The sequence below is a fragment of the Christiangramia sp. genome, from assembly GCF_029937855.1.
Taxonomy (GTDB): Bacteria; Bacteroidota; Bacteroidia; order Flavobacteriales; family Flavobacteriaceae; genus Christiangramia.
The window spans coordinates 97417-110305 of the sequence record NZ_JAPYPC010000005.1; the positions used below are offsets into that span (position 1 = coordinate 97417).

Consider the following 12889-nt stretch of genomic DNA (forward strand, 5'->3'; position numbering starts at 1 on the left):
CCGAAAATCGGTTATTTGATTAAAATTTATTCTAAAATACTAAAAATTTCTGCCTCTATCTGCAAAAACATTCAAAGATATAAACAAGGATTTATTTATAGGCATCCGGAAGGTATTCATTCAGAAAATTTTCGATTAAGACCGGAACAGGATAATTTATCACTTCCTGAAGATGTAGTGTATTTTCATATTCAGAATTTGAATTTATCAGCCAAAAGCGCGTAAATAAATGTTGATGCGAAAGTTTATGAACCACCGGGACTTCATTAAAAAGCTCGATTTCCAGATGGGTTTCTATAATGGAATTTTTAAAATCATCCAGTTCTAACAATTCAATCTTATCAACCAGTTTATTGGATTCCACCAAAGGAAATTGATATAAGCCATTCCATATCCCCTTACCAGATCGTTTCTCAAGGATGGTTTTATCAGTTTCAAAATTAAATACCAGGTAATTAAAATACCTGTTTTTAATCTTCGCCTTCTTAATTTTTACGGGCAACTCTTTGATCCTGTCATTTTTCAAAGCAAGGCACTTATCATTAAAAGGACAAATTTCACATTTAGGATTTTGCGGTTTACAATGTAAAGCCCCAAATTCCATAATGGTCTGATTATAAGTCGCGGGATCTTTTTTATCTAATAATTCCTGAGCAAGCTCTTTAAATTCTTTAACTCCCGAAGTACTGTTAATTGGAGTATCTATTCCAAATATCCTGGACAACACCCTATATACATTTCCATCTACCACGGCAACAGGCTCATTATAACATATAGAGGCAATTGCACTGGCGGTATAATCTCCAACACCTTTTAACTTTAGAAGTCCTTTATAGGTGTCAGGAAATTTGCCCTTACATTCAAAGGCAACATATTTAGCTGTTTCGTGGAGGTTTCTGGCTCGGGAATAATAACCCAGTCCCTGCCAAAGTTTAAGCACTTCATCTAACGGTGCTTTGGCGAGTTCAAAAACGCTGGGATAGGCTTCGATAAACTTATTATAATAAGGCAAACCCTGTTCTATTCGCGTTTGCTGAAGCATAATTTCGCTAAGCCAGATGTGGTACGTTTCGTGAGTCTTTCTCCAGGGTAGATCGCGTTTATTTTGCAAGTACCAATGTCTCAGTCTATTGGATAAAACCATATTGAATTAGGAATCTCTGCAATAATAGGAGTTTATTCCGTTATTATTAGTGTATTAGGTTTGAAATATTGCAGATTTAATTCTTATATTTGCCCCCTTGAAAAATTGAAACCCCAATTATAAATTAAAATAGCACGAAAATGACGAAAGCAGATATCGTAGCAAACATTTCAGAAAAACTTGGAATGGAAAAAGGAGATGTTCAGGCTACCATAGAATCTTTTATGGATGAAGTAAAAACTTCTCTTGAGAGTGGAGATAATGTTTACCTTCGTGGCTTCGGAAGCTTTGTTGTAAAGACAAGGGCTGAGAAGACCGGTAGAAACATTTCTAAGAACACTACTATTAAAATTCCAGCACACAACATTCCGGCATTTAAGCCTGCTAAGATTTTCGTAGAAGGAGTAAAATCTAATGTTGAGGTAAAATAATTGGACTCTCCCGCCTTTGCGGGAGGCTTCAAATGAAATAATTATTAATTTAAATGACATTGCACTATGCCAAGTGGTAAAAAAAGAAAAAGACATAAGGTGGCTACGCACAAGCGTAAGAAAAGAAGAAGAGCTAATCGCCACAAGAAGAAGTAGTGTGACAACTACTTTTTTTATTTAATCGTTCTTTGAAATCGAAACCCGCGACAACAATTTGTCGATTAAGGTTTCTTCAGGATTCAAAACCTGTGAAAAAATAATGTTTAATCCATCTATGTTTGTTTTGCAACAGATATGGATATAAAATCTGGAAGTGTGGACAAAGAATTAATTATCCGGTCCGAACCTTCTGCTGTAGATTTTGCCTTATTAAAAGATGGAAAACTTATTGAACTTAACAAAGAGGAAGACAGTACCAAATTTAATGTTGGTGATATTTATATCGCTAAAATTAGAAAAGCTGTTCCTGGGTTAAATGCCGCATTTGTAAATGTAGGCTATGAGAAAGATGGTTTTTTACACTATCATGATCTGGGACCACAGGTATCTTCTTTATTAAAGTTCATAAAACGTGTAAGCACAGGTAAATTAAAAGATTATTCTTTAAAGAATTTTTCTTTTGAAAAGGATATAGACAAAAACGGCTCTATTGCCGATGTCTTAAAATCAAATCAGTCGCTACTGGTTCAAATCGTAAAAGAACCTATCTCTACAAAAGGCCCAAGAATAAGCTCAGAGCTTTCCTTACCTGGCCGTTATATTGTATTAGTCCCTTTTTCAAACCGAATTTCAGTTTCTCAGAAAATTGAAAGCAAAGATGAAAAGGAACGATTAAAGAGACTGGTGAAAAGCATTAAACCCAAAGGTTTTGGGGTTATTGTACGAACCGTAGCCGAAGGCAAAAAAGTAGCAGAACTGGACAGAGACCTCCAAAATTTAGTAGGTCGCTGGACAGCCATGTGTAAAAAACTGTATAAGCCGCATCATCCATCAAAAGTATTAGGAGAATTGAACAGGGCTTCTTCCCTGTTAAGAGACATTTTTAATGACTCTTTTACTTCTATAGTAGTAGATGATGAAACGCTTTATACTCAAATTAAAGATTATGTGAGCGAAATTGCTCCAGAAAAAGAATCAATCGTAAAATTGCATCAATCCAACCAACCCATTTTCGAGAAGAATGGTATCGAAAGACAAATTAAAACTTCCTTTGGGCGCACCGTTTCCATGAGTAAAGGCGCCTACCTGGTTATAGAACACACCGAAGCCATGCACGTAATAGACGTGAATAGTGGAAACCGTTCCAATAAATCCAAAAACCAGGAAGATACCGCACTAGAGGTGAATATGATTAGTGCTACCGAAATAGCCCGCCAGTTACGACTTCGTGATATGGGAGGTATTATCGTGGTAGACTTCATAGATATGAATAGAGCTGAAAACAGAAAAAAGCTTTACGATCACCTTAGAAACGAAATGAGCGACGACAGGGCAAAGCATAAAATTTTGCCGCCGAGTAAGTTTGGATTAATTCAAATTACGAGACAGCGCGTAAGGCCAGAAATGAACATCAAGACCCGTGAGGATAACCCGAACGGTAATGGTGAAATTGAAGCACCAATTAGTTTGGTGAACAAGATCAAAGTGGACCTTGAAAAACTGATCAAAAAAGAACATAAAAAGATCACGCTTAGCGCACATCCATTTATTGCAGCCTTTTTAACGAAAGGCTTTCCATCTCCCCGATCTAAGTGGTTTGTAGACCACAAACGTTGGGTGAAAATTTTACCTCGCGATGCTTACACGTATTTAGAGTACCACTTTCACGATAAAGACGGGAAAGTGATCAAATAAATAAAAACGCCTTCCAAGTAATTGGAAGGCGTTTTTTTTTTGCCCTAATTTCAACTAAACATTCTAACTCCTTTAAATTTAAAATCGACTCAAAGGAGCGGGTTAGTGCTATTTAATACTTAGCCAACAAAGCTTTAGTACAGCTTTAACTAGAATAGTGCTATTTCAAGGTTAGCTTTATACTTTATTAACCAATAAATATAAAATCATGAAAGACTTGAAAGACCTGTTCGAACATCAATTAAAAGACCTTTTTAGTGCTGAAAGTCAGTTGATCAAAGCTTTACCAAAAATGGTGGAGAATGCTAATGACGAGAAACTAAAAGAAGCTTTTGAAAGCCACCTGGAAGAGACCAGGGAGCATAAGAGCAGATTAGAGGTTATATGTAAAGAACTTAACATTAGCCCGAAAGGAGAAACTTGTAAAGCAATGAAAGGTCTTATTGAAGAAGCTGAAGAATTTTTACAGGAAGACGCTTCAGAAGATGTTCGCGATGCCGGCCTTATTGCAGATGCACAGCGTGTGGAACACTATGAAATTTCCGGTTACGGTACGCTGGTACGCTATGCAAAAGAACTGGGGCATGAAGATATCGCCAAAAAATTACAGGAAACCCTGGATGAAGAGTATGATGCCGATGAAAAACTGAACAAACTGGCAGAATCAAGGCTGAACCAGGAAGCTAAGTAGGATTTCTTTGAAAACTATCAGGCTGGCTAAAAAGTCACAGATATTGTCATGAGAAACGAAGCAATCTTTAAATAATTGAACATCAAAATAGCGATTACTTCACTTCCTTCGTAATGACATTTTAATGTGACTTTTTAGTCAGTCTTTTTATTCTCACCAAAATAGGTTTCGTTTATTCTATTTCTAATAGGCCTTAAAATTCTATATTTGGTCAATGAGAAAATTGCCAGTTTTAGTAAGCATTCTAACGCTTATCTTCGGATTTACATTTTATGGAGAGATCGTAAGCATAAAAATTCATGAGACTTTTTATATTATTTCTGCTGAAGCTTTATGCTTCTTAATCTGGCTCTGCTTCACGATTATTTTCTGGTTTATTAAACTAAAAAAAGTCCTGTCTAAAAATGAAGCATGATCAAAAATCTTATACTGTCGAAGAGGCTTTACAAAAGCTGATGCAATTTTGTGCCTACCAGGACAGATCTCAAAAAGAAGTGGAAGACAAGTTGGATGCGATGCGCATGATCCCACAGGCAAAGGAAAAAATTATTAGTTGCCTTATGCAGGAGAACTTTCTGAATGAAGAACGCTTTGCCAGATCGTTTGTGCGGGGGAAATTCAGGATAAAAAAATGGGGCAGGATAAAAATAAAACAGGAACTTAAGAAAAAAGAAATATCCACACCTATAATTAAGTTGGGACTTGCAGAAATAAAAGAAACAGATTACAGAAAAACGCTTTATGATCTGGCAGAAAAGAAAGAGGAAAAGATAAATGAGTCCAATTCATTTAAAAAGAAAACAAAACTTGCAGATCATTTACTGCGGAAAGGCTATGAAGCTAATCTCGTATTTGAATGTGTAAACGAGATTATTGACTAATAGCATTCTTTTTATGAGTGCGTTTTATGGCCTGCTCATTCTTATAATCTATCCATTTTTGTCCTCTTAGCTTACGCATATAATTATCAAAATGTCTCATAAAAACAAGGTTATAAACTGCTTTTGAAAAATTTGTCAGCGTTCTGGGAGTGGCCCTTAAGCTCATGGAAAATCCTGCAGTGAGATACGTCATGTGGTGCCAGTAACCTTCAGGCATATACAGGGTTTCACCATGGTTTAATTCTGTAATATATCCCTTCGCTTTTTTTAGCACAGGAAATTTGTTGAAATTCGGGTTGTTGAAATCAATATCTTCCCGGGCAATGAGTGCATGAGGAACTTTATATAAATATTTACTTTCTGAAGGAGGAAATAAGATACATTGCTTTTTTCCGTGGAAATGAAAATGAAGGATATTCGCATAATCGATGTCGTAATGCATAAAAACCTTGGAATTTTCACCTCCAAAGAACAACATAGGCAATTGTTTTAAAAACCGAAGGCCCACATCGGGGAACTTAAAATCTTTCTGAAGACTTGGCACTTCCTTCATTAAATGATAAAGGAAAATTCGATAGCTGGTAGGCCCTGACTTTAGCAGTGCGATATATTCGCTCATCTTCATATTTGCATGCGGCTCGTTGAACTTGTATTTTGAAGAAATTGGACGATCGTCATATAGTGGTACTGTTTTTTCACCGGCTACTTCCTCGATATAATCAAGACTCCATTTATTATAAGCCGGCCAGTCATCTATAAGCCTTTCTATAACCACAGGCTTTTGTGGACGCACATACTTCTCCAAAAAATCTGCTTTTGAAATTCGCTTTACTCGTGGTATTTGTTCAAGTTTCATATTATCGTTCTTCATTCTTCAATACCTGCCTTTCTATGGGTTCTTTTTATTGCTAGGTTGTTTTTATAATCTATCCACTTTTGACCTTTTAACTTACGCATAAAATTATCATAATTTCGGGTAAAAAGCAGCTTATTCATAACTTCTACTATTTTTCGGGGAGATTTGGGCAACGAACGCAACGTTAAAGATAAACAGGCGGTTTCATATTTTATAAAATGCCACCACTCACTGGGGATATACAAAGCCTCACCATGCCCCAGTACAGTTTCATAGCCTTTCGCTATTGCCAGCGCGGGATATTTTTCAAAATCCGGCTTATCCATATTTATAATTTCCATACTTACTATGGAATATGGTACTTTATATAGAAAATCTGTTTGATCTGGAGGATACAGAATAATTCTTTTCTTCCCTACAAAATTAAAATGGAAATTATTGGCCAGATCCATATCGTAATGCATCACTACTTTTGAACCTTCACCGCCCACAAACAGTACCGGTAGCTTTTTAAAAAATTTGATTCCTAAATCTGGGTACTGAAAATCCTTTATTAATTCTGGACAATTCTGAAGTAGGTTGAAAAAGAACATTCTCAGGTCTGTAGGACCTTTTTTCAGGATCTCGATATAATCCTTAAACGGTAGCTTCATCGCCGGGCCATGTGAATTTTGCCTTCCTTTGGCCGGTTTCCCATCATACAGAGGAACCACCACATCTCCTGCTTTTTCCCTAAAATACTCAAAATCCCACTTTTTATAGGCAGGCCAGTTTTCAGCAAGGTTCTCAATTACTACCGGTTTCTTCGGAACAAAATATTCCCTTAAAAAATCTTCTTTAGAAAGATTCTTTCTTCTGGGAATATTTTGAAGATCTAGTTCCAAAATTGATAAATTAAGCTAGGCTTTTGCTTTGGTCTTTTGCTGAGCATCCAGATTTCTCTCAATTTTATGACCTGGTCGTGACCATTTAGGTTTCTCTCCCTTGCTTTGATATTGTGAATTTTCAGCATCAATACTTTCTGGCTGAGATTTTTTCTCAAAAGCTTTCTGTGGATTTAATCCCAGCATTTTAAACATTTCCATATCCTCATTTACATCGGGATTTGGAGTTGTCAAAAGTTTATCTCCTGCAAAAATAGAATTAGCCCCGGCAAAGAAACACATTGCCTGGCCTTCCCTGCTCATTTGGGTTCTTCCTGCAGAAAGTCTAACCTGCGTTTCCGGCATTACGATTCTTGTAGTGGCTACCATACGTATCATCTCCCAGATTGGTACCGGCGCCTGCTCCTCCAGCGGAGTTCCCTCTACCGGCACCAAAGCATTGATCGGCACAGATTCCGGCTGCGGATTCAAAGTAGAAAGCGCCACCAGCATTCCTGCACGGTCGGCTTCACTTTCTCCCATTCCTATAATTCCCCCACTACAAACAGTCACATTTGTTTTTCTCACATTCCCTATAGTATCCAGTCTATCCTGATAACCACGAGTTGAAATTACTTCTTTATAATATTCTTCTGAAGAATCCAGGTTATGGTTATAAGCATACAGTCCTGCTTCCGCCAAACGTTCAGCCTGATTTTCAGTAAGCATTCCCAGCGTGCAACAAACTTCCATATCCAACTTATTGATGGTTCTTACCATTTCCAGCACATTATCAAATTCTTCACCATCTTTTACATTTCTCCAGGCAGCACCCATACAAACCCGGGAACTTCCAGAAGCCTTTGCGCGCAAAGCCTGTGCTTTAACTTGATTTACGCTCATAAGATCGTTCCCTTCAAGATCTGTATGATAACGAGCTGCTTGTGGGCAATAGCCACAATCTTCCGGGCAACCTCCCGTTTTTATGGAAAGCAAAGTGGATACCTGAACGGTATTTGGGTCGTGATGTTCGCGGTGAATGGTAGCTGCTTCATAAAGCAATTCCATAAAAGGCTTATTATATATTTCTAGGATTTCTTCTTTTGTCCAGTCGTGTTTTGTTGCCATGTAATTCAATTTGTATTCAAAAATAACGAAAACTAAGTTTTATAAGGGATAGCTTCTAAAAGATTTATAAACGGGAAAGCTAACAATTTCTATTTTCTTCCTACGAGAATTGAAACGGCATTTCCCCCAAATCCTACAGAATTTACCAAAATATTTTGCAGTTTATCGGGTTCATGTTTAAATTCTGAAAAAGGAACCGGTAAAAACTGCTGCTTTTGAAGCATTAAAATGGCCATTTCAAGGCTCAGTATTCCGGAAGCTGCAAAGCTATGTCCTGTTTTCCATTTATTGCTGGTAATTGCCGGGAATTTATCCTGAAAAACAGCTTTTACCGCATTTACTTCCGCCAGATCGCCACCAATAGTTCCAGGCGCATGCATCACAATGGCATCTACTTCTTTTTTATTCATATTCCCCATCGCCATTTTCATGGAATCCTGAAGGCATTTCCCATTCCTGGAAAGGGACGCCCCATGTTTCAATTTTTCATTGGCATAGCCAATTCCCTTAATGATTGCTAATGGATTCGAATGGTCTTTGGAAGTTAACCCCACCATTCCAGCTCCTTCGCTTAAGATCATAGAGTTTTTAGATTTTTCCATATCCAGGGAACGGCAGGGAAAATCGATATTTTCAGATGCATAGATTTTCATCGCATTCATCTGGGCAAGAGTAAATCCTGTAAGAGGAGCTTCACTTCCTCCCGCCATAAAACTTTTTGCCATCCCGCTTTTAATCCAGGCAATAGCATTGAGAATGGCATGCATTCCTGTGGAACAGGTGACGCTATGGGAGAATTCAGGACCATTTAGCTGAAGGTCCTGCGCTACCCAGGAAGATATATTTCCTAAAGTTGTGGAAGGAGAACTATAGGTAGAAGACTTTCCGGTTTCTAGGAATTCTTCATGATATTTTTCAAATAAACCTGTCGCACCCCTGCTGCTGCCTATATTTATTCCGGTATCGTGTCCGTTAATTGCAGTAGTATCGCAAGCTTTTCTAGCTGCAAGAATTGCATATAAAACGGAATTATCCAGATAGCGATATTTAGTGTTTTTTTCCTTTAAGCTGGAAACATCCTTCTTAATTTCTTCAGATAAATTCCCTACCCAGGAAATCTGAGCTCCAACCTTCTTAAGCTCAAACAAATGATCGTCGGAAATATAATTTTTCCAGATCTCTTCTGAATTTTTTCCTAATGGGGAAATTGTGCCTATAGAAGTTATAGAAACCGTATTTTTCAAAAGCTGATTTTTGGCAAAAATAAGGCTGAATTACCGACTGGCTAAATTTCAGAACCTAAATTCTGCTTTTTTCAGGTTTTAAATAAAGGTTTTTAGTAGATAACATCTTTTTATCTCCGGAAGCTACGCTACTAATTTCAGCTTTTACCTTTTCTGAAAGTAGTTCAAACAAAGGCTGGTCAAGATTTTCTATTAACGGAAATAGCGGTTCCAGAGAGCTATCCCATTCCTTGTAAAGGTCCAGGGTATCGTCTGGTTTTACCACTTTTCGGTCCACTCCTTCATCTTCAGGAACAAAAGATTCAGATAGATTTAAATAACCATAATCATCGGTAAGTTCTTCCCCAATAGGAATATCCCTTACAGCAACTTCAAAATTATAGCTTGTAGAAAGACAATTAGATCTGAAACTATGATTGATATATTTAGCGATATCCCAACATAGAATATGTTCACCTTTATTATTTCGAAAACTGTATTTCTCCAATAATTCTTTGGCGAGAGGCTTGAAATTTGCTGGCTCCTGCGGTGAAAAAACCTGATCTAACTCATCCTGCACCCAGGTAATAGTCCCTTTTGGGATTAATTTCGTGGCCACGACCCCGAAACCCTTTTCATCACTTATCCATTTTAATTTCGTATCAGGATGCATCATAATTTTTCAGATTTATCTATCTAAATTAGATAAAAATTGAATCCGAAAAATTAAAATTGTTAGCTGAGACGAATTTTTTTAAAAAACCTCAAGCACCTCTTCCATAACCGAATAGAGTTTCTGAAGCTCTTTTTCTGAAATCACATAGGGCGGGACGATATAAATAGTATTACCTAACGGGCGCAGAAATACGCCATTATCCATAAAAAACCTAAAAAGTTTATTCCGAAGGTTTCCGTAACGTTCCATTTTCACATTCAATTCAAAAGCTAAAATCACCCCCTTACTCCTCGCGTTTTTAACTTTTGGATGGCTTTCCAGCTTATTGGCAAATTCCAAATTAGCCTCTGTAATATTTTTAATATTGCTCTGTATTTTTTCTGAAACAAGTAATTCTACTCCTGCCAGGGCTGCAGCACAGGCCAAAGGATTAGCTGTATAGGTGTGACCGTGAAATAAACCTTTGGCAATATCATCTGAGTAAAAAGCATCATACACTTTTTGTGAGCACGAAGTTAAGCCCATAGGAAGCAATCCCGCTGTAAGCGCTTTAGACATACACACCACGTCTGGCTTTTCATCTATATAATCTGAAGCAAAATAGCTGCCTGTCTTCCCGAAACCGGTCATTACTTCATCTGCGACCAGAATAATCTCGTTTTTACGGCAAATCTTAAGGATTTCATTTAAACCCTGAGCATCATGGAATTTCATGGCAGCTGCACCCTGAATGAGGGGTTCGTATATAAAACCGGCAATAGTCTGTTTTTTAATAAGCTCCTTCAAAAATGAAAGCACCTCCTGGTTATTTTCACCCGTAGGCACCGGAATTCTTTCCACCCGGATAAAATGATCCTGAAAAGCGCCATTATAAACAGATAAACCTGAAACCGACATAGCCCCGAAAGTATCGCCATGAAAACCTTCTTCAAAAGCCAACATGACCTTACGATCATTCCCCAGGTTATGATGGTATTGCAGCGCCATTTTTATTCCTATCTCTGTAGCTGTGGAACCATTATCGTTGAAAAACAATTTTTGCTGCCCTTGAGGCAATATTTTAATTAGGGCTTCAGAGAGTTTAACAGCCGGTTCGTGCGTAAATCCGCTAAAAACCACCTGATCCAGCTGTTGCATTTGCGCAGCAACTTTTTTAGTGAGGTAATCATTACAATGCCCGTAGACAGAGGTATACCAGGAAGAAATTCCATCGATATACTCATTCCCTTTATCATCTGTAAGGATACATCCCTTTGCTTTTTTAATAGCCAGCATTTCCGGACTTGTTTTATGCTGGGTAAGCGGATGCCACAGGTGTTTTTTATCCCTCTCTCCTAAGCTTTTCTCTTTCAATTCTACATCTCGCATAATCTCTTTCTAAATTTTTCAGCGTATTCACTTATCACCATCTCATCAAAATATGGTTCTTCTTCAATACGGCCAATAACCTTTATTTCCCCATGAATTTTGATAGCCTCTTCGGTTGTTGGATGTTCAGCACCACTAAAAATAACTCCTATTTTTTCAAACCCTCTATTCTTAAGATTTTCAATACTTAATAGAGTATGGTTTATACTTCCTAAATAATGCCTGGAAACAAGGATTACCACATCCTCTTTAGAAATTAAATCGGCAATCTTTTCTTTCTCATTTAACGGAACGAGTAATCCCCCGGCACCTTCTATTACAAGTTCTCTATCGGTCTCTGGCCGTTTAATTTCTTTTAAATCGATCCTAATTCCATCAATTTCAGCGGCAGCATGTGGACTCATCGGAGTATGAAGTGCATAAGCATTTTTATGAAAGACGCTTTGATCATTTTTCACCAGCTTCTGAATTTTATGCGTATCAGAATGATGTAGATCGCCCGCCTGTATCGGCTTCCAGTAATCGGCTTGCATAGCTTCTGTAACAATTGCTGAAACGATTGTTTTTCCTACTTCGGTTCCTATTCCGGTAATAAAAAATGTCTTTGGCATTACTTATTATTTGCCACAAAATTACTCAGGACTTTTAAGACCTCCGAGATTTCCTCGAAAGAATTATAGCTATGAATACAAAATCTTAGTCTTTCACTTCCCGGGGGAACGGTAGGAGAAAGAATAGGCTTAACATTAAAGCCTTTATTCTGAAGTTCTTCGGCTGCCAGTTTTACTTTCGTGTTTCCTGAAATTATACAGGCCTGAATGGCAGAATCGCTTTCTAAAAAAATATCTTTAAGAGCATTTTTATGTTTTTCAGCTTTAAAATGCACAATATTCTCCCGAAGCTTGTGTAAAGCTTCCCGATCTGTTTCCAAATAATTATACGCGGCACTAATGGTCGCAATAGAATGTGGTGAAAGCGCCGTGGTATAAATTAAACTTCTGGAAAAATTGACCAGATAATCTTTTAGCCCCTTGCTACCAAGAATTACTGCTCCATGACCGCCCATTGCTTTTCCGAAAGTGTGGATTCTGGCAAAAATCCTGTCCTGGATATTTAATTCCTGTGCCAGTCCCTCTCCTTTTTCGCCAATCACTCCCGTGGCATGGGCTTCGTCTAAAATTAATTTTGCAGTATAATTCTCAGCAATTTTAATTATTGTTTCAAGATCGGGCGAATCGCCATCCATGGAAAAAACAGATTCGGTGACGATATAAATTTCAGAGGTTTCACTCCTGGGTGTAAAACGATTTAATTTTCGTTTCAGGTCTTCAAGATCGTTGTGCCGAAATTTATAATTCTTTGCCAGGCTCATCTTCAAACCGTCCCTTATGGAAGCATGAGAATATTCGTCGTAGAGAATGATATCATTCTTTTGTGCAACTGCTGAAAAAAATCCAATATTAGCATCGTAACCCGAATTAAATACTAGGACAGCTTCAGAATCATGAAAATCGGCAAGCTGATGCTCTAAAATATTAAATAAGGGATGATTTCCGGATAACAACCTGGAGCCGGTAGATCCATTTAAAACTTCATATTTTTCCAGTATCTTTCCTGTATTTTTTAATATTATTTTAGAACGTGAAAAACCCAGGTAATCATTAGAAAAAAAATCTACGCCATCAGAAAATGATAATAATTCTCTAAAAGAATTTTCTTCTTTTCTCCTTTGGAGTCTTTTCTCTAATTTTAAAGGCAGCTTTTTCATTTCGCT

Annotated in this window: 13 protein-coding genes; 4 read left to right on the plus strand and 9 right to left on the minus strand. The window is 37.5% G+C overall.

Annotated elements, in window-relative coordinates:
* Positions 1 to 91: 91 nt before the first annotated feature.
* Entirely contained in the window at positions 92 to 1144 is a 1053-nt protein-coding gene (gene mutY, locus Q1K34_RS04515) for an A/G-specific adenine glycosylase (RefSeq protein WP_300435092.1), read from the minus strand.
* A gap of 140 nt (positions 1145 to 1284) precedes the next feature.
* On the opposite strand from mutY, the gene Q1K34_RS04520 reads away from it, so the two are divergent.
* The 4 genes from Q1K34_RS04520 (at position 1285) to Q1K34_RS04535 (ending at position 5001) form a co-directional block, all read left to right on the plus strand.
* Complete coding sequence (locus Q1K34_RS04520; protein WP_011711414.1) at positions 1285 to 1575, plus strand: HU family DNA-binding protein; 291 nt, start codon at positions 1285 to 1287, stop codon at positions 1573 to 1575.
* A 315-nt stretch (positions 1576 to 1890) separates the two neighbouring features.
* Positions 1891 to 3429, plus strand: coding sequence for an Rne/Rng family ribonuclease (locus tag Q1K34_RS04525; protein ID WP_300435096.1), 1539 nt, complete (start codon positions 1891 to 1893; stop codon positions 3427 to 3429).
* 208 nt (positions 3430 to 3637) lie between these two features.
* On the plus strand, positions 3638 to 4120 hold the full coding sequence (locus tag Q1K34_RS04530; RefSeq protein ID WP_300435099.1) for a ferritin-like domain-containing protein: 483 nt from the start codon (positions 3638 to 3640) through the stop codon (positions 4118 to 4120).
* Positions 4121 to 4524: 404 nt separating this feature from the next.
* On the plus strand, positions 4525 to 5001 hold the full coding sequence (locus tag Q1K34_RS04535) for a regulatory protein RecX (protein ID WP_300435101.1): 477 nt from the start codon (positions 4525 to 4527) through the stop codon (positions 4999 to 5001).
* Here Q1K34_RS04535 and Q1K34_RS04540 read toward each other — a convergent pair.
* The 8 genes from Q1K34_RS04540 to Q1K34_RS04575 form a co-directional block, all read right to left on the minus strand.
* Positions 4991 to 5872: a cupin-like domain-containing protein gene (locus Q1K34_RS04540; RefSeq protein ID WP_300435104.1), complete on the minus strand. Its 882-nt coding sequence runs from the start codon at positions 5870 to 5872 to the stop codon at positions 4991 to 4993. The genes Q1K34_RS04535 and Q1K34_RS04540 overlap by 11 nt on opposite strands.
* A complete protein-coding gene (locus Q1K34_RS04545) occupies positions 5869 to 6741 on the minus strand; it encodes a cupin-like domain-containing protein (protein ID WP_300435107.1) in 873 nt (290 codons plus the stop codon). Before Q1K34_RS04545 ends, Q1K34_RS04540 begins: the two co-directional genes overlap by 4 nt.
* A 15-nt stretch (positions 6742 to 6756) precedes the next feature.
* Complete coding sequence (gene bioB, locus Q1K34_RS04550) at positions 6757 to 7848, minus strand: biotin synthase BioB (protein WP_300435109.1); 1092 nt, start codon at positions 7846 to 7848, stop codon at positions 6757 to 6759.
* Positions 7849 to 7937: 89 nt separating this feature from the next.
* Positions 7938 to 9092, minus strand: a complete 1155-nt coding sequence (locus Q1K34_RS04555; protein ID WP_300435111.1) for a beta-ketoacyl synthase N-terminal-like domain-containing protein — start codon at positions 9090 to 9092, stop codon at positions 7938 to 7940.
* Positions 9093 to 9147: 55 nt separating this feature from the next.
* Positions 9148 to 9747 carry an SET domain-containing protein gene (locus Q1K34_RS04560; protein ID WP_300435113.1) on the minus strand — a complete coding sequence of 200 codons (600 nt, stop codon included), beginning with the start codon at positions 9745 to 9747 and terminating at the stop codon, positions 9148 to 9150.
* A gap of 78 nt (positions 9748 to 9825) precedes the next feature.
* Positions 9826 to 11115, minus strand: a complete 1290-nt coding sequence (bioA, locus tag Q1K34_RS04565; RefSeq protein ID WP_300435115.1) for an adenosylmethionine--8-amino-7-oxononanoate transaminase — start codon at positions 11113 to 11115, stop codon at positions 9826 to 9828.
* Complete coding sequence (bioD, locus tag Q1K34_RS04570; RefSeq protein ID WP_300435118.1) at positions 11103 to 11726, minus strand: dethiobiotin synthase; 624 nt, start codon at positions 11724 to 11726, stop codon at positions 11103 to 11105. The genes bioA and bioD overlap by 13 nt, the downstream gene beginning before the upstream one ends.
* Positions 11726 to 12883, minus strand: coding sequence for a pyridoxal phosphate-dependent aminotransferase family protein (locus Q1K34_RS04575; protein ID WP_300435121.1), 1158 nt, complete (start codon positions 12881 to 12883; stop codon positions 11726 to 11728). The genes bioD and Q1K34_RS04575 overlap by 1 nt, the downstream gene beginning before the upstream one ends.
* Positions 12884 to 12889 lie beyond the last annotated feature (6 nt).